A 21,536-nucleotide genomic window follows, 5' to 3' on the forward strand; every position below is an offset into this window, starting at 1 on the left:
CCAAAAGAACATAGAGGGATATCCAAATGACCGAAGCTAACGCGGCGCAGGCGAGTGCAAAGGCTGAGCCTGCGCAACAAGATCGTTCCATCGGCGCCATCATTGCCGAAACCAGGGATCTGTCGGCAGATCAAGTTGCCAAGGTGCTCGAGTACCAGCGCGGCAAGAATGTGCGCTTTGGAGAGGCGGCCATTGCATTGGGCTATGCCAATGCGGACGATGTGCTGTTTGCCTTGGCGCAACAGTTCAATTACCCCTATGCGTCCGAAGTCAAGCGCGGTCAAAACCCCGAACTGATTGCCTTGAATGAGCCGTTTTCAGCTCAGGCGGAAATGTTCAGGGCGGTGCGCAGCCAGGTCATGATGAGGGTCTTCAATGACCTCGACGGCCCACGAAGGGCTTTGGCCGTGATCAGTGCCAACCAAGGGGACGGCAAGACGTTTTTTGCTGCCAACTTGGCCGTCACTCTGGCGCAATTGGGTGGCCGTACCTTGTTGATCGATGCTGATATGCGAGGCCCGCGCCAACATGAGGTGTTTGGTGTTGCCAACACCGCAGGCTTGTCCGGTATTTTGTCGGGCCGGTCTGAAGGCCAATTGGTCCAGCAAATCACAGCTGTGCCGGGCCTATTCCTGCTTCCGGTTGGCATCACGCCTCCAAATCCGCTCGAACTGATCGAGCGGCCCGCTTTTGCATTGCTGATGCGCGAATTGCAGTCCAAGTTCGACTACGTGATCGTTGATACTCCGGCTGCCGAGCTGGGTTCGGACGCAGTAGTCATTGCATCGCGCTGCGGAGCGGCTTTGCCGATCGCGCGCAAAGGGCAATCAAAGCTGAGCCTATTCCAAGACTTGGTCACTGCCTTGACCGATGCGCAGACTCAGGTTACTGGTGCTGTCTTGAACGAATATTGACCGAACATGTCTCAGACTTCGCCAGCGAGCCCGACGTTGCCCAATGCTCAAATAGAAGGCTCTCCCGTACTTGAGAAGCAGGATCTAGGCCTGCTCTTGGTTCTGCTGCTTGGCTTTTTGGCCATGTATGTGCCAACTTATCTCAATCTTTCTGGTACGGTTTGGGCGAGTGACGAGCAAGGGCATGGGCCAATTATTCTGGCGGTTAGCATTTGGTTGCTGTTTCAGCAGCGGCATGTGTTGGCCGCGCTGAAGCCAAAACCTGCTTATGTGGCGGGTGGCTTAAGTTTTTTGCTGGCGATTGTTTTGTATGTATTCGGGCGATCGCAGTCGGTGCTGCTCTTTGAGGTGTCGTCGCAGATATTCACGCTAATAGCGATTGTTTTGATTGTTCTTGGAACCTCGGCGCTACGCTTGATTTGGTTCCCTTTGTTCTTTTTGATTTTCATGGTGCCATTGCCTGAAGTCTTGGTAACTTGGTTGACCACACCTTTAAAGTCAGCCGTTTCCGCCGTGGCATCAGGGATCTTGTATCAGTTGGGTTATCCGATTGGGCGCGCCGGGGTTGTGTTGACCGTTGGCCCCTATCAGCTTTTAGTAGCGGATGCCTGTGCAGGTTTGAACTCCATGTTTACCTTGGAGGCGCTTGGCCTGCTCTATATGAAGCTCATGAATTACACCTCGGTGGGGCGCAATGTTACGCTCGCCTTGTTGTTGATACCAATTTCTTTTGTGTCCAATATCGTACGCGTGATGATTTTGGTATTGGTGACCTATCACTTTGGGGATGCAGCCGGACAAGGTTTTGTGCATGGTTTTGCCGGTATGGTTTTGTTCATGGTTGCCCTGGTTTCGATGCTCTTGGTAGATAAGTTGCTCAATGTCTTTTGGGATACAGGTAGGGTTGGAAAATGAAGTACAACCCAATCGCCGTTGTCGTGATGGCCGTTTTGATGGCAGCCTCGTCCGGGGCTGCACATCTGATGACGCCGACCGTGCATCTGGCGGATAAAGTTGGCCAACCTAATTTGGAGGCCATATTTCCCAAGAGTTTTGGTGATTGGGTAATTGATAGAAACACCCCAGTGATATTGCCCGCACCCGATGTGCAGGCGCGCCTGGATAAGATTTACAACCAAGTGCTCAGTCGCACTTATGTGAATAAGCGCGGCGAGCGAATCATGTTGTCGGTCGCTTATGGCGGCGACCAGTCTGATGGCACCCGCCTGCATCGCCCGGAAGTGTGTTATCCGGCCCAGGGTTTTCAAATTACATCGAACCGAGCAACGGACTTGCAGTTGCCTGGCAAGAATTTGCATATTCGCCAATTGACTTCCAAATTGGACCAGCGATTCGAACCAATTACTTATTGGGTGATTGTGGGTGACGAGGCAGTGACTTCCGCAACGCAGCAAAAGCTGGCACAACTTTCCTATGGGGTGCGCGGCCTGATTCCTGACGGCATGTTGATGCGTGTTTCTTCCATTGATATGGATTCGGAGCGCGCATTTGGTATTCAGAGTGAATTTCTGCAGGCTTTGGCCTTGGCTGTTCCTCCCGAATCACATGCAAGAATATTCGGCAAGTAGAGCCAAACTTCAAGCAGTATTGTCATAGTGCTTGCGCGTTAGCCTGGAAAAATCTGCTGCATTCGAATAGCCAAGCTGCATACATGCTGACTGGCCTGCTTGTCAGACGCAACTGAATCCACTTCCTTCCATTTCTATTGAATGTCCTGCTGACAAGATGAGCGAGCTAGCGGTAAAGACAGTGAGTGCAGCCAAGTGGGGTTTGCTTTCCGCCGTCGCTAAATTCGCCATGCAATTGGGTGTGAATATTGCTGTAGCTCGCCTTTTGGGGCCAGATAGTTATGGTTTGTTTGCATTGGCGACCTTGGTCTTAATCTTTGCTACTTTTTTTTCTGAATTTGGCTTGGGTTGGAGTTTGATGCAGCGCGAGACCATCGATGAGGAATCGATACGTTTTGTTTTTACGTGGCAATGTATCAGCGGACTGTTGGGCGCGGCAATTATGTTTGTCGGAGCCGCTGCGGCGGCCAAATTTTTACATGAGCCGCGCTTGACAGAAGTTGTGCGCTGGTTGGCACTTACCTGTATTTTCAATGCCGTGGCATCTACGGCTAGCAACCTGCTGCGGCGAGAATTGCGATTTAAAGAACAGGCAATTGTGCAGGTTCAGAGTTATGCCAGCGCATATGGCCTTTTGGGATTACCTCTGGCGGCTTTAGGATTTGGTGTCTGGAGTTTGGTTGCGGCTTGGGTGTTTCAGGCATTTCTAGGCGCAGTATTAAGTTTTCGTTGTCGACCACATCCAAGTCGGCTTCTGTTTCGTGTGGCTAAGCCAAGAGAATTCATCAATTTTGGATTTATTGTCCTCGTGACAAATATCTGCAATTGGCTCCTGCTCAATGCAGATCGATTTCTTATCGGCAGAATTTTGGGTACTCATTCCGCAGGACTGTATGCTGTTGGATACAATCTTGCTTCCGTCCCAAATGGTTTGTTGATTTCTGCTTTGCAGCCTGCTTTTTTGGCCTCAGGCGCCCGTTTGCAGGATCAAATTCCTACTTTGCGAAAAGCATATTTGGAGGTTCAGTCCTTCATATGGATGGTAGTCGCTCCCGTGTTTTCTGCGTTGGCGTTATCCGGCTCAGATATTGTGCGCATACTCTATGGCCCCAATTGGGATGAGAGCGGCCGGGTATTCGTGCTTCTATTGATGGTCATGCCAGCTTATCTAGCATGGTCAATGACAACGCCGATACTTTGGAATACCGGAAGGCGGCGACTGGAGGTGCTTTGTCAGATCCCTTTATTGCTGGGTGGTTTAGCAGCCTTGGTATTGGCTTCGCGTTTTGGCTTGGTTGCAATGGCAGGCGTGGCAGCTGCGCTTATCTTTTTACGCTTTGCGGTGTTGGCTGTGCCGGCAGCTAGGGCGTTAAAACTAAGCGGTGCCACTGTTTTGAATTTATTCTGTCGGGCGGTTATGTTGAATGGTTTGGTACTGGCTTCTGGCTACTTGAGCGGCCTTATAGCTGACCATTTGAATGGTCACGCCCTTTTATTGCTCCTCAGCCGCACAGGTGGGTCGGCCCTGATCGCAGTACTACTTTGGGTGAGTGTACCTAAGCTTTTGGGTCAACCGGCAGCGACATTGTTGACTCGATTCCTGCCTACAAACTCTTGGCTTACGCGCCATTTTGCCCGACATTTTAGTGGCACAAGCACGACACGTTAAACGAGAATCTCATGGAACCAATCATTTATTACGGCATGTATCTGTTAATGGCGTTTGCCGTGGCAATAGGTTTTGTGCTGGTGGTGGGTGGGACCTTGCATCTGGGTGTAAAGCGGCCTGATGGTTTCTTGATATATATGTTTGTGCCTATGGTGATCGCTATCGCAATAGGTACCTTGGCCTCGGGAAGAAATTTAGGGTTCTCAGAGGATATGTTGCCAGAATTGGCGGAGGGTGGAGGTGCTGTGGCGAAATGGGTGCAGCGGCTCACTTCACTCTTTTTGCTTGCAGCATCGGTACAGCAAATTACAACATTTGCGCTCGCGAAACGGCAGATAAATACTCCCCGCGTCTTAATGGCGGCATTTGTGGGATTTTGGATTTGTTCAGTCGCACTGCCAGCGATTTTTGGTACGCGACCAGTATTTTCGCATGAGTACGCCTACGCGCTCGTAATTGGCTTTGCTGCAATGTTGACAACTGAAAAAGGGGCCCTTCGCACTATTGTTTGGGCGCGAAATGCGTTGATTGTATTCATGGGCGCGGGCTTGTTGGTCCTTGCCGTCAAGAAAAGCATGGTGTTAGCGCCATATTTGACGGGTTTCATTCCTGGTTTTAAATATCGTTATTACGGGCTTTCTTCCGGCCCAAACGCAATAGGACCATTGGCAGTTCTGACCCTTATCTGCATTTGGTGTAGCCCATTTACTCAACGTTGGCTGCAAAATTTCGCCTGGGTCGTGGCTGCGGTGACACTCGTGCTTGCACAATCCCGAACTAGTTGGATTGCGGCGGTTCTTTGTTTGGTTGTTTTGCTTTTTGTTCAGCAAAAAGGCAAGCCCAAGGGTTTAGGTTTGGGGCTGCAACATAAGGAATTCACGCAATCTGCGCTGTTGGGTGTGATGATTTTGGTTGTCGCGGCAATGTTTGTGCTTATTTCTGGTGCCTTTGACGCGAAAGTTGAAAAGTTTTTTGAAACCCGGATGGGCAATGACCTACTGACTTTGACCGGGCGTACAGAGATTTGGGCTGTAGCTTTCCGTGAATGGCAGCGAAGCCCCGTATTTGGGTATGGACCGGCTATGTGGGACCCATATCATCGCTTCCAGATAGGATATGCATCGGCCTTTCACGCTCACAACCAATTCGTGAATGTGCTGGCGGTTTCCGGGGTTGTGGGTATGATCAGTTTTTTGATTTATTTGCTCGTTCTAGTCAAGCGGCTAATTCCTCGGTATGCCGCCTTCGGAGGCTTGCCTGCAGCCTTGGTTGTACTAATGGCTGTTCGGTCTGTTAGCGAAGTGCCAATTTCTTTGCATAGCTTTGGTAGCGAATCCATGTTTCATGTGCTGTTGTTAATGTTGGTTTCCGCTGCGCCGATTCAAAAAGCTCGAATGAGTTGTGTCGGACAAAATTCAAAGAAGGCTACTCAAGATTTTCGACTTCGAGATGTTTGAGTAAATGAAACTGGAGAGCGATTCGCTGTCATTGAAGGTTAATGTTGAATTCAATCGTCTAATTGCTCTGTTGAGTTAGTAACTATTTCGACTAAATAACGTTAATTATAATTATTAAATTGCATGAAATTTTCAATAGTAACTTGCACTTGGAATAGTGTGAAAACATTGAATGAGACTATCGACTCCGTGCAAGCCCAGAAAGGTGTAGGCTTAGAAATAGAGCATATTTTCGTCGACGGGGGTTCAACCGATGGCACGTTGGAGATTATTAGTCGGCGTTGCCCGAAAGCTATATTGCTGCGTGATGTAGGTGGTGGTATCAGTCATGCTATGAATGCGGGGATAGATGCAGCTAGTGGCGAAGTTGTTGCCCATCTGCATTCGGATGACTTCTTTGCTGACCCAGACGTTCTCGCCGCAGTTGCTGAAGTGATGGCAAGTGGTGCGATGTGGGCCTTTGGTCGCATTGATGTGTTGTGTGGTTCCGATTTGCAACGCAGCAGTGTGCCTATGCAAAGGTTTACTCGATTTGCATATGCCAGCGGGTCCGGAAAATTGTTTGTGCCTCACCCAGCAACCTTTGTTCGTAAACAGGCGTTCTCAGAGGTAGGCCAGTTTGATGAAGGTCTCAAATTGGCGATGGATATTGATCTCTGGATGCGCTTGGGGTGGCGGCATGTTCCTGCGCAGTTGGACCGACCGTTGGCCATTTTTAGAGATCACCCGGGCAGCGTCTCGTCGGCAAACAAGCTAAAGGCGCGAAGAGAAGAACTTTCGGTGCGGCGGCGGTATTGGTGGCGAAATCCATTGGCTCATCTCTTATTCGAAATACGTTATTTGAAGCGTACTCGTCATTTGAGAAGTGGTGACTGAATATCTAATCGCCGATATTTAATTGGGTAAATCAAATGCTGTTGATATTTCGAATTTCCCATTGGCTTTTCAGCCATCGCATCCCAGTTCTGCCGCGCCTTTTGTATGCCTTGAATCGAATGTTGTTTGCCATCGCTCTGCCGCCCAGCGTACAGCTTGGGCAAGGTGTGTTGTTCGGCTACAGCGGCTTAGGCATCGTGGTACACGCGCGCACGGTTATCGGTGACCGGGTAAAGATTTCGCAAAATGTCACCATTGGCGGACGTTCCGGGTTTTTTGAGGTGCCGATTCTGGAAGACGATGTGGAGATCGGTGCCGGCGCTTGCGTGCTTGGGCCGGTTCGAATAGGTCGCGGGGCCAAGATTGGCGCAAATGCTGTCGTACTGACTGATGTGCCTGCTGGTGCCATCGCTGTCGGGGTACCTTCTAAGCTGCTGCCAATCAACGGTAAGGCACCAGGGGCTACGCAGGTAAATTCATGAATTTGCGTCTGCTGTTTTTGTTGTATGACTATTTGCCAGCTGCTCGGCCTGATGTGGCGGTATTGTTTGGCAAGGAGTTGAAGCGACTCGGTGTTGCCTCCGATCTGCTAGGGCAAATGGTGCTTCGCAAGTCGGTCTCGGGGGGGCAGGCTTGGCCTGCCGGGGATGTCTTCGTACATGGTACCGAGTCTCACAGTGTGCTTGGACAAATGTTGCGGCCCGTTCATGATTTGGCGCTGCTGCGTCGCCTCCAGCCCCAACACGCTGTCATTCAAGTCCGCGACAAAATTCGCACAGGCTTGTTGTCGCTTTGGGTAGCGCGCTTGACCGGGCGGAAGATGACTTATTGGATGTCTTTTCCCTTTGCTGAGGGTTTCAAAGTCAGGGCTCAGCAAGTGGGGCCGAACCAAGGGCGAGCGAAGCAACTTTTTTATCACTTGCGGGCGGCATTTGCTGGTCATATCTACTACCACTGGCTGGCGCCGCGGGTTGATCACCTGTTTGTGCAGAGTGAAGCCATGCTGGAGTTCATGGTGAGGAAAGGCGTGGCGCGTAGCAAGATGACGGCGGTACCCATGGGCGTAGACCTAGATTTGTTTGAAGCGAATCATTGCGTGTTGCCTCGCCCGCCACAATTTCACGAGCGCAAGGTGTTGGCTTATATGGGCACCCTGGGGCATTCAAGGCATTCTGACTTTTTGCTTGCGGTGTTGAAGCAGGTCAGGGTGCAGGAACCCACCGCTATGCTTTTGTTGGCTGGCGACGGTGCCAGTGACGATGAAAAGGTGTGGATTCGCCAGGTGATCGCCGATAGCGGTTTGGCTGATCATGTGTGGTTGACAGGTTGGCTGCCTCAGGTCGAGGGATTGGCCTTGTTGCGTCATGCCGACGTGGGGCTTTCTCCGATTCCGCGTGGCCTGTTGTTCGATGTGTCATCGCCGACAAAGGCAGTTGAGTATTTGGCCTTGGGTCTGCCTTGTGTCGGCAATGACATTCCGGATCAGAAAGTAGTGCTGGAACAAAGTGGCGCCGGTCTTTGTGTCCCCATGGAAATTGACGCATTTGCTGCGGCTTGCTTGCGTCTGCTTCAAGAACCAGGTTTCGCTGAGGGCTTGCGTGCTAAAGGGCCATGCTGGGTTGTTGAGCATCGCGCTTACAAGGCCATTGCGCAGCAAGTGGCGGCCGTATATCAAACGCTTGTCACAGATTGAATGCTAGCCTTCGCGACTTGGCCTAGCCATTTCATTTGGGTTTCGAACTTAGCCTTTGTTTTAATTTGTTTGGTTTGTGGGGAGTAGGGAAATGCGCGTAGTTATCGTCGGAGCTGGAAATGCGGGCTGTGCCCATGCGGCTGAGTTGTCGCTTCGTGGTCATCAGGTCGTTTTGTTGAAGACTTCGAAGTCCATGCACGACGCCAACTTTGAGCGTGTGTTGGAACGCCAAGGCATGGATGTGATTGACAACCCGCGCCACGGCGAGCGCCGCTTTCAGCCTTTCACGCTGGCGACTCGTGACTTGGATGCGGCCTTTGCTACCCGGCCGGATATTGTGTTCGTCGCTACACAGTCAACTCAACATGAAGCGATTGCCCGCCTGATCGGCCCGCGTTTGAATGCTGGGCAGTTAGTCGTTGTGAGCCCAGGCTATATGGGTAGCTGCTACTTCCGCAAATACAGTTCATCGCCTGATGTGATCGTGGCCGAAGGTGAAAGCCTGCCATTTGATGCTCGCATTACCGAGCCGGGCGTGGTCAATGTGTTGTGGGAGAACACTCGCAACGCCTTGGCCTTTCTGCCACGCAGCCGTAGCCAAGAAGGTTTGGCGATCGCGCAGGCGCTGTTGCCTCGCTATGTGGCGGCGCGCAGCAATGTGGTTGAGTCGGCGATGCACAACCCGAATCTGATCTTGCATACGGTGGGTACTTTGTTGTCGGCCAGCCGAATTGAGTATTCGCAAGGCGAATTTTGGATGTACCGGGAAGCGTTTACGCCGTCCACTATTCGGTTGATGGAGCGGTTGGACGAAGAAAAGAAGGCCATCATTGCCCGCACGCAAGGCGAGCCAAGCGCTTATCTGGAGGCCTTCAAGTTCCGCAATGAAGAAAACCTGGACATGCCAGCCATCGACGTGTTGCGAAAGTACGCGAGCGAAGGCGGACCAAAGGGCCCGACAGATATGACGACCCGCTATGTCACTGAGGATGTGCCCATGGGGCTGGGGCTGATGTCGTCCTTGGGCCAGCGCCTGGGGGTGCCGACACCGGTTTGCGATTCATTGATTGTGTTGGCCGGAGCCTTGCTGGGGACCGAGTTTGAATCAAAGGCGCGAACCTTGGATCAACTCGGTTTTGCCGGTATGTCTGCGGATGAGTTTGTGGCTGAGATCAACGGTTGAAGCGATGAGCCTGATTGACCACTTGGAAAAGGCCTACTACAAGTACCGAGCCTTCATCCCACAGCGTTTGCTGTATCACCCGCAGTACTTTCAGGTGTTGGAATTGCAAGCGCAGCGTGCGCAGTCTCCCGACGGGTTGATGCGGCAACGACAAGCGAGGCTGCGGGCTTTGTTGGCGACTTGCGTTAATGATGTGCCTTTCTACCGAAACGAAGTCAAGTTAAGTGCCTCCGAACTGGTTCATGAAGACCCATATGCTTTGCTAGAGCGCTTCCCTCTGTTGGAGAAGAACACGGTGATGAGCCGGCAGGCTGAGTTTCGCAATGAGCGTTACAGCTTGAGCCGCCTTCATTACGCTACCAGCGGTGGCTCCACCGGGGAGGGCATAGGACTGTGGCGCAATAAGAGATTGGCCGATATCGAGCGGGCGTTTTTCGCGTTCGAGTGGGGCAAATTTGGCTTTAGCTTTGACAAGTCGCAGTACTTGCGCATTGGCGCCGATGCCAGAGCCAAAGCGAATGAGCCACCTACGCGCGTCAATGGCAATCGATTGATGCTGTCGCCGTACCACGTCAATGTCGGGCACAAGACCGCTATCTTGGCGGCGCTGCGACGTTTCAAACCGGCGTTTATCCACGCCTATCCGAGTGTGGCGGCTGATTTAGCCGATTTATTGAAGGGCGAGGACCTGGGTTTTGAGGTGCGAGCGGTTTTGCTGGCCTCAGAACCTGCGACGTCAAGCCAACTGAGTGCGATAGCGCGTGCCTTCAAATGCCCAATCTCGGTGAACTACGGTTTGACCGAGCGCACAAATATTGCCTTTGCTCGGTATGAAGGAGGCGAAGCTCTGAGGTTTCAGTTCGATGATTTGTACGGGGTCAATGAAAATCGTTTGATAAATGGCCGGGCTGAGATCGTCGGCACGTCCCTTTGGAACGACGTGACGCCCTTAGTTCGCTATTGCACCAAGGACTTTGGTGCAATAGATGCAGGCGGTTTGTGTGAATTGATTGAAGGCCGCAGTCAGGAGTTTTTGACCGACCGATTTGGTGGGCGTATTCCTGGCCTATCGATCGTGATCGACGAGGTGACCTGGGATTTTGTGCGCCTGTATCAGGTGCGCCAGCGCAAGCCAGGTGCAATTTCTATTGCTGTGGTGCCGCGTGGCGATGCAATGACCGAAGAGCAACAAAAATTTGTGCTGGACGCCCAACTGAAACGGTGGGGTAGTTTTTTTGATGTTGAGCTTGAATTGGTGAATGACATTCCCTTGGGCAAAAACGGCAAGCGCAAGTTGGTGCAGATCGATCTGACAACATGAATATGAAGTCAAAGGCTGTAGCGTGAGTGCGCACCTAGCCTTGATGATAGGCACCGACCCAGTTGGCAAAGGCGGTGTGGCGGCGGTGGTCTCGGTCTATATCGACAACGGTCTGTTTGATCGTTTGCCCATTCGCTATTTGTCCACACACCGGGAAGGCAGCAAGTTCAGCAAACTTTGGGCAAGCGTTAATGCGACCGCCAAGCTTGTAGCTTTGTTGGCTTCGGGGCGGGTCTCTCTCGTGCACGCCCATGTCGCCTCGAATGGCAGCTTTTTGCGCAAATCGCTTTATTTGGGGTTGGCGCGGCTGTTTGGCGTGGCGACGGTATTCCATTTGCATGGCGGTGGATTTCAGGAGTTTTATGCGGGCTCTCCGGCCTGGCTGCAACGCTGGATCGCTCACACCATTGCTCGATCGAACCGGGTCGTGGGGCTGTCTACGGCTTGGGCAGAGTTCTTGGCGAAATTTGCTCAGCCTGGGGCGGTGCGGGTGATCGCCAATCCAGTATTCCTGCCTGTGACGGTGTCGCATCAGCGTGAAGAAGCCGGGCGCTTGCTTTTCTTGGGCCGCGCCGAGCAAGCGAAAGGTATTTTTGATTTGCTGGAGGCAGTGAAGTTGCTCGCACCTCTTTGTCCCGGTTTGCGCCTCGCCATTGGGGGTGATGGGGATGTAGAGAGGCTACGCAGTCGGGCGGCGGAGTTGGGTATTGCAGAGCACGTCGAGTTTCTGGGTTGGGTGCTCGGCGACGCGAAGCTGCAGCAGTTCGCCCGCGCCGAGGTGTTTGTGCTGCCGTCCTTCCATGAGGGCTTGCCGATGGCGATGCTGGAGGCGATGGCGCATGGCAAGGCGATGGTGGTGACGCCAGTGGGCGGCATTCCGGAGGCGGTGCAGCCTGGGCAGCAAGGCTTGTTGGTCACGCCCGGCCAACCGCAGGAGCTGGCGGATGCGTTGCTTCGCCTGTTGCGGGATACCGGCTTGCGAATGCAACTGGGGGAGCGGGCGAGGGCGCGGGTGGCGGAGCGATTTGGCACCGAGCGGGTATTGGGCCAGGTCGCAGCTTTGTACCGGGAACTGGGTGTCCAGGAGTTTGGCGCGAAGGGGCCTGGCCAATGAGTAGCCAGGAGGCCGGCGGCCGGCTGGCTTGGTTCTGGAACCGCCTGTGTTGCATGACGCCGGCCGAGGTCGCGCATCGGGCGCTCTATGCCTGGCAGTCAAAGGCTGAGCGTGTGCTGGGCCTCGGCGTCTTGAGTGCAGAGCCGGTCAGGCAGTTAGGTGGTGGCGCCCAATGGGTGCGGGCTTCGCCTGCGCCTAGCTCGGTGGATGCGGCAGCCTATCTGGCCGAAGCGGCGGCGATTGAGCGCGGCTCTGTGCGCCTGTTCGCCAGCCAACGCTACGAGGTGGGCTCGCCCCCGCAATGGAATCGCTGCCCCTTGACCGGGGTGCAAGCGCCGGCGCTGGCGGCGCATGCGATTGCTATCACCGACCGCGCTCAGGTGGGTGACATCAAGTACCTGTGGGAGCTCAATCGGCATCTGCATTGGGTTGCGCTGGCGCAAGCCTGGGCACTCAGCGGTGACACAACCCACTTGCGAGCTTTGGGCGAGCAATTGCGCTCGTGGCTGGATCAATGCGCTTTTGGCATCGGCCCGAACTGGACCAGCTCCTTGGAATACGCGCTGCGTTTGCTGAATTGGTCGGCGGTCTGGCAGTTGATTGGCGGCTTGACCTCGCCCTTGTTTGACGGTGCCCAGGGGATGGACTTGCGCCAACGTTGGCTAGCCAGCATCAATCTACATGCGCGCGCGATCAGCAAGCATTTCTCGCGTCACTCGTCGGCGAACAATCACTTGGTGGGCGAGTTGGCGGGCATTTTTGTAGCGGCGCAGACTTGGCCTTTTTGGGCGTCGTTTGAGATCTTGGCGGAGCAAGCGCGCCGGGAGTTGGAGCGTGAGGTGCAGTTGCAGGTTACGGCAGATGGTGTGTTGCGAGAGCAGGCCTTCGAGTACGCGACGTTTACCTTCGACTTCTTCCTGGCCGCAGAGCGCGCAGCTGCGGCTGCTGGCCGGCCGATGTCGCCCGCCTATCTGGCCCGTATGAAGGCGATGTGTGAATTCGTCGCCGCCGTCACCACCGTCAAGGGTGAGGTGCCGCAAGTGGGCGACGCCGATGGCGCCGAGGCTTTCAGGCTTGACCCGCGCTCAGGCCGAGACTGTTTCGCGGCCATGCTGCAAAAAGGCGCTGCGTTGTTTGCCATGCCCGAGTGGCTGCCACTTAAACACAAGCTGCGTGATGACGTGGCCTGGCTCGATATGGCAGGCGCAAATCTGGCCCAGCCAGGCAAGCTAGCTGGTGCCGCTCTGCGTCAATTGGATTTTCCTGAGGGGGGCTATTTCCTCTTCGGCCGCAATTTGGGTGGGCCGGATGAGGTGTTAGGGCTGGTGGACGCCGGCCCACTAGGTTACTTGGGTATCGCGGCGCACGGCCATGCCGATGCTTTACAGGTCTGGCTATCGGTCGCCGGCTTGCCGGTGTTGATCGATCCCGGTACCTATTCCTATTGGGCTGACAAGTGGTGGCGAGACTATTTCAGAGGGACGGCTGCACACAACACGGTGCGAGTGGCCGGTCTGGATCAGTCGGTCAGCGGCGGGCGCTTTATGTGGACACGCAAGGCGCAGATAGGTGCAGATCGATCAGTGCAGCGCAGTGCTGATGGCGGTTTTCACTTGCGCGCCAGCCATGATGGTTATCGCCGCTTGCCCGGCCGCTTCTGCCACACCCGTGAAGTGAAATTTGACAAAATCGGCGAAGAGTCGAAATTGCTGGTGATTGACGAGGTGCGCGGTAGCAGCGCGGAACTGATTGAACTGTTCTGGCATGTGGCACCCGATTGGACTGTCGAGCCTGCTGGCGAGGATCAGCTTTCACTCAGGCACAAGATTAAAGGCCTATGCATTGGTTTGCGCATCAATGCCTCCCTTGCTGGGCGCTTAGAAGTCATCACGGCTCAGGATGCCCCCCCCCTGGCTTGGTGGTCCAAAGACTATGGTGAAAAGAAGCCTTGCCATACCATTCGATGGGCGGGGCAAGGTAGCGAGTTGCGGATAGAGACTCAGTTCAGCCTACCAAGGAATTTATAAAACTAAAGCGCTGATGAGGCGGCCAGTAGAGCTGCCCAGAGCAAACATGCTGAACGCAAGAGTAGGGAGTGGAGTGAAAAATGAAGGATGTGATCGAGTTAGCCTATCGATGGCTGGACCGACAGATGTTTCGTGCCAGCCAGATTGAACTGTCGCAGGCTACGAAATCGCTGGCCGCTTGGCCAGATTGGCAGTTGTCGGTGGGTGGTTTGCCGCTGGCCCAACTTGAAGACGGAGTCAGAGCCTATATTGGGTCGGGCCTGACGATTCCGATTGAAATTCGATGTGGCCAGTCGCGCGAATTGATTTACACCGCCCAGGCTTGGATTGAACATCGTTCACTGCGGCGCAGCATGGGCTTGGTGCTGGCTAAGCTGCCCGCCGTGTTGGCGAAGGCGCAATTGGTAGCGCAGACAAGGCCACAGAGCTTGCCTGGTCCGGCTACACAGTTGCGTAGCGCTTCGCCCGCGCCAAGCAGTTCTTTTCGTTTGATATACCAACTGCTGCGCGACGCAATAAGGTCGGTGCTGATGCGGGAGCAATGGGTACTAGCAGTTGGGCGCTGGGGCGATAAGACGGATAAGTTCTTGGTCACGGCCGTGATCGAACCACCGGGTGATCGGTTTTGGGCAGATCCTTTTGTTACCGAACTTGCGGGCAAACGGTGGCTGCTTTTCGAGGAATTGGTCTTCAAGGAGAACCGGGGCAAGATTGCCGCCGTGGAACTGGGGGAGCAGGGGCAAATTATTGGTTCGCCTCGACTGGTGCTCGATTTACCCTATCACCTGTCTTACCCCTTCTTGCTAGAAGATGCAGGCAAGCTCTACATGATCCCCGAGTCGTCCGCCAATAGGACGGTTGACCTGTATGTGAACGGGGGCAGCATTGAGACTTGGACCAAGGTGGCTACCCTTTTGTCGGGTGAGCGCTGGGCCGATGCGACGGTTATTCAATATGAGGGCAAGTGGTGGATGTTTGCAGCCCGGGGCGATGCTGGCGCCTCAATCTTTGACGAGTTGGTAATTTTTTGGGCGCATGATTTGCTGGGGCCATGGCAGGCACATGCAGCAAACCCAGTCAAGATCGATGCGCAAACTGTCCGCCCAGCGGGAGCCATGTGGGTAGAAGACGGCGCACTTCATCGCGTAGTCCAAGATTGTTCAGCAAGGTACGGCGCTGGGGTCAGGGTTCAGCGCGTGACCGAACTCTCGGCGACAAGTTTCTTTGAAGAGGACTTGGGTCCAATTTCCTGGGACGGGTCGTCAGAGTTTTTTGGTTTACACACGCTGTCGACTTTTGGCTCGACAGCGTGCGTGGACTTGCTCAGACGCATTCCTGTTTTTGATTTGATCTGAGCTTGCGTTCTGGCTGCCCTACAAAGGCAGCTTGACGAGCTTCTTGTCAAAAACAGCTGCTGTGCCGCCGTTGATAGTCACTGCAGCGCTCGTGCCTGTTAAGTTGACTGTAACGGGCACCGCTCGGCAGTCCTCCCTGATGACGGTGACGGCTGCGAGTTCCTTGCTTGGCGATGCTGCCGAGTATCTGGCCCGATGTTGATCGGCTGCGCCGTTTTCAGGTGCTACAGGGAAACCGCTGAACAAGGCAGGCGCATTGCCTGCCATGCCGTAAACATCAATGCAGGCAGAAGCGACACCATTGACGATCTTGACGGTCTTGCCGCTGACGGTTGGCAAGGTCAAGCTCTGGAAGTTCAGTTCCCATGTTCGGTTTGACGTGCTGGTGGCCCAGTCGTAAATGATCAGCACTTTTTCGGAGCGGTTGTAGGCAATGGATCGAATTGCATTGCTGAGAACTGGAGACCACACAGCCGTGGTTTGGTTTTGACCTTGGTAGGCCAAACTGGCATCACCCGTCGTGGCGGCCCAGGTCCCGGTATCAGTGAAGTTGATCAGTTGCCCACGGGCATCCATGGTATCAACCGGTTTGCCCGGCGCGGTTGGATTGGCACTGGGCTCAGCTTGCCCGATACCGCCGTCAAAGGTCAGCGCATTTTTGAAACGAGTGGCGCGCGCCACTGTCAGATGGTGTGGCGAGCCATAGTAAGGGTAGTAACCACCGCTGATCAAAAGGGGTAAGCCTTTTGAGCTGAAGTTGAAGGAGTTGTTGTCAGCGTGCGAATGGCTAAAACTGCCTAGGCGGCTGGACCTGAAAAACACACTGCTTCTTGCCGGGTCGGCGGCTTTGCTGTGGATGGCGACAAGCCCTGCATCTTCAAACAACGAGGAGTTGAGTGACGGCGCTGTCGCTGCTGGCCGGCTCGGGTAGAGACCCAACATCATGTAGTTTGCGGGAGTGACAGCCCATCTATAGGCCAAGCTCGCTGAATTCTGGCGCCAATACCACTCGTGAACTGGGTCGCGGGTCAATGAAGCATAGAGCCTGTAGCTGTCGCTGCTGTAGTCCCAGAAATGGCTACTTCGTTCGTTGTCGTCGCCGAAAGAGCTTCTGCTGGGGCCGGGCACATTTGTAAAGGCTATTTGACTGTTGCCAAACTTGCCAACGCTAGCCCATTTGCTGAGATCAACTCCTGCGATCAGTCGTGCCGTGGCTACGGAATTGGCAAAGTTCGCCATCGTGTACCAACCATAGGCTTCACCATTGCCGTAGGCACCGTCGGAGCCTCCCCAGATACCAATTGTTCCGGTCAGCCAAACTTCCCATGACTCGGCAAGCCAAGTCTTGGCCTCAGGAAAACCTGTGGTGCCGACTGCGTAAAGCAGTGCTTCCGTAATCAATTGCGCTGCCGTTAATACATGGGAGTTGTACGGATTGGCGTCCAGAGTTGCTACATCGGCCCGGGCTTGCTGGATCCGGTCTTTCAAGGTTGCAACAATAGTCGCCGTCTGCTGCGAAGTGAGCGCCGCCCCAAAAAAGTCCAGTCCTTTTGCCAGTGCAAGATAGATTTGTCGATTCGCTTGGTCTTGAATGGCTTCGCTGGTTGGCCCCGTGGTGGACCATGCGGCGAGCGCCATGACGTGGTCGATGCCCGCCTTCTGATACTTCAAGTCACCGGTGAAAATGAAGCCGTAGCCTAGAGCCTCAATGGCGGCATGTTCTGCCTCAGTTTGCTTTTTGATTGCTATCAATGCGCCCGCGTCAGCTACGGAAAGCGCCGCCCTCGGGGCACTGACAGGCGCGGCGGTCGGCGGAGTTGCAAGAGCTGTATCGGCTGCAGTCAAGAAAGCACTGAAGGAGGTACCCAACTCGCTGGCGCGCGCTGCTGCGGCGATCTTGGTTGGGGTTGACCCGGTTGGAACAAGCCTAGGATGCGGCTTGCTAGCAGCCGCATTCGCAAGGGCCAAGCCAGATGGAAGTGTTGCATTTGAAGCGCCAGTTGCTACCGAGAAGCGCCGAGCTTCGCTGGTGATGAGCACCTTCTTGTTGTCGGTATAGCTGACCGTCCAGGTGTACTGTCCTGGAGCTAGCGATTGATCGGCCAAGAGCAGGCGCGGTGAGCTGGACTGTCGTGTCAACACAAGTTCACCATTTGGCTTGTTGAGCCTAAAAATCCATGCGACTTTAGTATCGCGTGTAGTGGGTTGCCGCCATGAAAAAACCGGCGTTGAGGTCTGCACAATTGCGCAGTCTCTGGGCTCCAGCCGTCGAGTTGTCCAAGTTGCCGAATCAATGAAATCGGCCTTTATGCTGGGAACGCAACCATCGGAATAGACGGAGCTGATGCCTGTTCCATAAAGTTCAATGTACTTGGGCAGTACAGTCGCAATAGGTTGTTTTGGCAACGCAGCCACGGCCGAGTTCGTGACCGGAGCAACAGAAGGGGCAAGCACAGGGGCAGGCGTTGGTGCTGCAGCCAAAGGCGGCAAGCTGGGTAGCACCAGCGTTGGCACAGCAACCGAAACTTTGGGTGCAGCATTGGCCACAGTAGCTGCAGCGGGAGGTGCAGCCGTTGGCGGTACCGTCCCAATCTGGCCAGCGACGGTCGCCATCGGGACGGAGGTGCTGGTTGTTGGGCTCGCCGCAGTTGTTTTTGATGCCGTTGCAGGTGCAGATGCAGGTGCAGTTGCAGTTGCAGCCGACGCGGCCGGTGGCGCGGTCGCTATCTTGCTGTTGGTGTCCAATGCCTTTGCGGCTTGCGCCTGTGCGCTGGGGCCACTGGCTACGCTATCCGCAGCCGATGCGGCATTGGCCACAGCTACAGCAGCCGAAGCGGAGTCGGATGCGCTTTGCGCCGCAGCTGTCGCTCCTGATGCTTCCCCGCTTGGTGTGATTGCGGAGACAGATTTGTTGTCAGCACTGTTTTCCCCCCCCGCCCCACCTCCGCAGGCGTTGAGCAAGGCACCAGCGACAAAGAGGCCAATTAGCTTTGTCAGGCGTGGGGTTTTCGTCGAATTGCAGAGGGACTGCGGAAGGTACTTCATGGCACTGGACATCTCGCTGGCTGACTTTCCTAGGAGGCATTTACCTTGGTAGGGGCAATGAGTCGATAGACTCGTGCCACTGACTTTGGCGGGAAAGCTGGTATAGGCATTGTCGGCAAGTAGCGATTTGTCTTTAGTGATTTACCTCTCACTTATCCTTAGTCAAATGCAAGCAATGGAAACAGTCTTGTTTGGCGATCAGTTCGATGTGGCCTGCTTGGTCAGGAAATCGGCAAGAGCGAGCCGTATACCCTCTTCCAAGCTGGTGCTGGCGCGCCAACCCAGCCCAGCCAGCCGGCTTACGTCCATCAGCTTGCGCGGCGTGCCGTCCGGCTTGCTCGCATCAAAGACGATGCGGCCTGCAAAGCCGACCACTTTCATCACTGTTTCGGCCAGCTCGCGAATAGTCACATCGGTGCCGGTGCCCACATTGACCAGCGGGCCGTCGTAGCCAGATTCCATCAGGTAGACGCAGGCGTCAGCCAAGTCGTCCACATAGAGAAACTCGCGCATTGGCGTGCCGCTGCCCCAGACCACGTACTCGGCGTCGCCGCGCAGCTTGGCCTCGTGTGCCTTGCGGATCAGCGCGGGCAGCACATGGCTGTTGCTGAGGTCGTAGTTGTCATTCGGCCCATACAAATTTGTGGGCATGGCGCTGATGTATTGGCGGCCATATTGCTGGTTATAGCTTTCGGCTAGTTTGATGCCGGCAATCTTGGCAATCGCATAAGGCTCGTTGGTTTGCTCCAGCGGGCCTGTCAGCAAATACTCTTCTTTGATCGGCTGCGGGCAGTCACGCGGGTAGATGCAGCTGGAGCCCAGGAACATCAGGCGCTGTACGCCGGCCAGATGTGCACCGTGAATCAGATTTGCCTCGATCAGCAGGTTTTGATAGAGGAAATCGGCGCGGTAGATATTGTTGGCGTTGATACCACCAACTTTTGCTGCGGCAATATAAATGTAGTCCGGCTTTTCTTCGGCCAAGAAACTATGCACAGCTTGCTGATTCAACAAATCCAGCTCGGCACGCGTACGGGTCACCAGATTCGTATAGCCAGCCTTTTGCAGGCGACGCACCAAGGCCGAGCCCACCATGCCGCGATGGCCGGTGATATAGATTTTTGACTGCTTGGTGATGGTGCTACTGCTACTCATGTTTCTACTCAAAAGGTGAAGCTCTTACGACAAAGGGGCCGCTGAACCGGCCCCTCGAAGACTAACTAGCGCTCAAATATTACGAGCTCGGTGTCGCCCGTTACAGCTTACTCGTTGTAGTCGTAAGCTTTGAATCCAGCCATTTTTACCAGGCTGTCGCGGCGCGCCGAGGTGTAGTCGGCCTCGACCATTTCGGCCACCAATTCACGCAACGTGGTGGTGGGCACCCAGCCGAGTTTTTCTTTGGCCTTGGTTGGGTCGCCCAAGAGGGTTTCGACTTCGGTCGGACGGTAGTAGCGCGGGTCAACCTTGACGATCACATCGCCGACCTTGCACTTGGCCTTGTCGCCGGTCACAGATGCCACGGTGCCGATCTCGTCAGCGCCTTCGCCGGTGAAGGCGATGGTGATGCCCAACTCAAGTGCAGCAAACTCGACAAACTGGCGCACGCTGTACTGCACGCCGGTGGCGATGACGAAGTCTTCGGCCACTTCTTGCTGCAGCATCATCCATTGCATCAGCACGTAGTCGCGGGCATGGCCCCAGTCGCGCAGCGCGCTCATGTTGCCGAGGTACAAGCAGTCTTGCAGGCCTAGCGCGATGCGCGAGACTGCGCGGGTGATCTTGCGGGTCACAAAGGTCTCGCCGCGCAGAGGGCTCTCGTGGTTGAACAAGATGCCGTTGCAGGCGTAGATGCCGTAGGCCTCACGGTAGTTGACCGTGATCCAGTAGGCGTACATCTTGGCCACGGCGTAGGGGCTGCGCGGGTAGAAGGGCGTGGTTTCCTTTTGGGGGATTTCTTGCACCAGGCCATACAGCTCGGAGGTCGAGGCTTGGTAAAAGCGAGTCTTCTTCTCCAGGCCCAGGATGCGGATCGCTTCCAGGATGCGCAGCGTGCCCATGCCGTCAGCGTCGGCCGTGTACTCGGGGCTCTCGAAGCTAACGGCCACATGGCTCATCGCGCCGAGGTTGTAGATTTCGTCTGGCTGTACCAGCTGGATGATGCGGATCAGGTTGCTGCTGTCGGTCAGGTCACCGTAATGCAGGGTGAAGTTCTTCTTGTCGACATGCGGATCTTGGTACAGATGGTCGATGCGGTCGGTATTGAACGATGACGAGCGGCGCTTGATGCCGTGGACTTCATAGCCCTTGGAGAGCAGCAGTTCAGCCAGGTAGGCGCCGTCTTGGCCGGTTACGCCGGTGATGAGCGCGATCTTCTTCGTAGTCATATTTCTATATTTAGGTTGAGTATTCGGCCTGTCGCTTCAAAGCAGCAGAATTTTTGTGCATTATCGATGGGCTCAGTTATCAGGCGCTTAGCGCTGCCGCCATTCCTTCAGCAGCAATCCAAAGAACGCCATGTCTTCGATGAAATAGCGCCTGAACATGCGCCGCGGCTCTTGCAGGAAGCGGTAGAACCACTCCAGCCCGGTTTTCTGCATCCACACCGGCGCGCGCTTGACCTTGCCGGCCGCTACGTCAAAGGTGCCTCCCACGCCCATGGCGAAGGGAATCTTCATCTGCGATTGATAGGCGCCGAGGAATTGCTCTTTCTTGGGCGAGCTGATGGCAACAAACAGTAGGTCGGCTTTTGCCACCGCAATTTGCGCCACCACGCCGGCTTCTTCCTCCGGCTTCCAGTAGCCGTTGCGATAGCCGGCAAACACCAGCTTGGGGTATTTGTGAGCGTAGATATCGCGCACGCGTGAGACGATTTCTTCTTTGGCGCCGAGCAGGTAGACGCGCCAGCCTTTGTCGGCCGCGCCAGCCATTAAGGCCTCGAACAAATCAACCCCGGCTACGCGCTCCTTCAGTGGCTTGCCCAGCAGGCGCGAGGCCCAGACGACGGGCATGCCGTCGGCGTTGATCAGCGCACAGTCATTGATGATTTGGCGCAGTTCGGGGTCCTGCTGGGCCTTGACCAACTTGTCGACATTGACGACGACATGTTGATGCGGCTTGCCGCTTTTGATGAAGCCCTCGATGGTTTGCACCGTTTCGGCCATCGTCAGGTTGTCGATGGTGCAGCCCATCATTTGAATGCTTTGGCGGGTCATGTGTGAGTGCTTGGGAGAAATTGACGAGGCGGGACGATGGCAGCTTAGGGTCAGCGCGCGATTCTAGGCGGCGAATATGTC

The 21,536-nt window shown here is 54.9% G+C and carries 17 protein-coding genes; 13 read left to right on the forward strand and 4 right to left on the reverse strand.

What is annotated here, in order from left to right:
- The first annotated feature begins 26 nt into the window (after positions 1-26).
- From LNV09_RS23665 to LNV09_RS23725, 13 genes are all read left to right on the forward strand, one after another.
- Complete coding sequence (locus LNV09_RS23665) at positions 27-914, forward strand: polysaccharide biosynthesis tyrosine autokinase (protein WP_263559529.1); 888 nt, start codon at positions 27-29, stop codon at positions 912-914.
- 6 nt (positions 915-920) lie between these two features.
- The gene (gene xrtB / locus LNV09_RS23670) at positions 921-1,829 is read left to right on the forward strand and encodes an exosortase B (protein ID WP_263559530.1); all 909 of its coding nucleotides are present in this window, start codon (positions 921-923) and stop codon (positions 1,827-1,829) included.
- Positions 1,826-2,503, forward strand: a complete 678-nt coding sequence (gene epsI / locus LNV09_RS23675; RefSeq protein WP_263559531.1) for an exosortase-associated protein EpsI, B-type — start codon at positions 1,826-1,828, stop codon at positions 2,501-2,503. Before xrtB ends, epsI begins: the two co-directional genes overlap by 4 nt.
- A gap of 157 nt (positions 2,504-2,660) precedes the next feature.
- On the forward strand, positions 2,661-4,172 hold the full coding sequence (locus LNV09_RS23680) for a lipopolysaccharide biosynthesis protein (protein ID WP_263559532.1): 1,512 nt from the start codon (positions 2,661-2,663) through the stop codon (positions 4,170-4,172).
- A gap of 11 nt (positions 4,173-4,183) precedes the next feature.
- The gene (locus LNV09_RS23685) at positions 4,184-5,629 is read left to right on the forward strand and encodes an O-antigen ligase family protein (RefSeq protein WP_263559533.1); all 1,446 of its coding nucleotides are present in this window, start codon (positions 4,184-4,186) and stop codon (positions 5,627-5,629) included.
- A 123-nt stretch (positions 5,630-5,752) separates the two neighbouring features.
- A complete protein-coding gene (locus LNV09_RS23690; protein ID WP_263559534.1) occupies positions 5,753-6,505 on the forward strand; it encodes a glycosyltransferase in 753 nt (250 codons plus the stop codon).
- A 35-nt stretch (positions 6,506-6,540) separates the two neighbouring features.
- On the forward strand, positions 6,541-6,987 hold the full coding sequence (locus LNV09_RS23695; protein WP_263559535.1) for a serine O-acetyltransferase: 447 nt from the start codon (positions 6,541-6,543) through the stop codon (positions 6,985-6,987).
- Positions 6,984-8,198, forward strand: a complete 1,215-nt coding sequence (locus LNV09_RS23700; protein WP_263559536.1) for a glycosyltransferase — start codon at positions 6,984-6,986, stop codon at positions 8,196-8,198. The genes LNV09_RS23695 and LNV09_RS23700 overlap by 4 nt, the downstream gene beginning before the upstream one ends.
- Before the next feature lie 91 nt (positions 8,199-8,289).
- Entirely contained in the window at positions 8,290-9,381 is a 1,092-nt protein-coding gene (locus LNV09_RS23705) for an NAD/NADP octopine/nopaline dehydrogenase family protein (RefSeq protein WP_263559537.1), read from the forward strand.
- Between the two features lie 4 nt (positions 9,382-9,385).
- Positions 9,386-10,702, forward strand: coding sequence for a phenylacetate--CoA ligase family protein (locus tag LNV09_RS23710; protein WP_263559538.1), 1,317 nt, complete (start codon positions 9,386-9,388; stop codon positions 10,700-10,702).
- A gap of 22 nt (positions 10,703-10,724) precedes the next feature.
- Positions 10,725-11,816 (forward strand): glycosyltransferase family 4 protein, encoded by a 1,092-nt coding sequence (locus LNV09_RS23715; RefSeq protein ID WP_263559539.1) that lies wholly within the window; start codon positions 10,725-10,727, stop codon positions 11,814-11,816.
- Complete coding sequence (locus LNV09_RS23720; RefSeq protein ID WP_263559540.1) at positions 11,813-13,843, forward strand: heparinase II/III family protein; 2,031 nt, start codon at positions 11,813-11,815, stop codon at positions 13,841-13,843. Before LNV09_RS23715 ends, LNV09_RS23720 begins: the two co-directional genes overlap by 4 nt.
- Positions 13,844-13,923: 80 nt before the next feature.
- Complete coding sequence (locus tag LNV09_RS23725; protein ID WP_263559541.1) at positions 13,924-15,198, forward strand: glucosamine inositolphosphorylceramide transferase family protein; 1,275 nt, start codon at positions 13,924-13,926, stop codon at positions 15,196-15,198.
- A gap of 18 nt (positions 15,199-15,216) precedes the next feature.
- Here the strand turns inward: LNV09_RS23725 and LNV09_RS23730 are convergent, their stop codons facing one another.
- The 4 genes from LNV09_RS23730 to LNV09_RS23745 all read right to left on the reverse strand — a co-directional run bounded on the left by LNV09_RS23730 (position 15,217) and on the right by LNV09_RS23745 (position 21,455).
- Positions 15,217-18,243: a heparinase II/III domain-containing protein gene (locus LNV09_RS23730; protein WP_263559542.1), complete on the reverse strand. Its 3,027-nt coding sequence runs from the start codon at positions 18,241-18,243 to the stop codon at positions 15,217-15,219.
- 198 nt (positions 18,244-18,441) lie between these two features.
- The gene (fcl, locus tag LNV09_RS23735) at positions 18,442-19,398 is read right to left on the reverse strand and encodes a GDP-L-fucose synthase (RefSeq protein WP_318023321.1); all 957 of its coding nucleotides are present in this window, start codon (positions 19,396-19,398) and stop codon (positions 18,442-18,444) included.
- Between the two features lie 107 nt (positions 19,399-19,505).
- Entirely contained in the window at positions 19,506-20,627 is a 1,122-nt protein-coding gene (gene gmd, locus LNV09_RS23740) for a GDP-mannose 4,6-dehydratase (protein ID WP_263559543.1), read from the reverse strand.
- A gap of 87 nt (positions 20,628-20,714) precedes the next feature.
- A complete protein-coding gene (locus tag LNV09_RS23745; protein ID WP_263559544.1) occupies positions 20,715-21,455 on the reverse strand; it encodes a WecB/TagA/CpsF family glycosyltransferase in 741 nt (246 codons plus the stop codon).
- Positions 21,456-21,536 lie beyond the last annotated feature (81 nt).

This window comes from Paucibacter sp. B2R-40, from assembly GCF_025717555.1.
Lineage (GTDB): Bacteria > Pseudomonadota > Gammaproteobacteria > Burkholderiales > Burkholderiaceae_C > Paucibacter_A.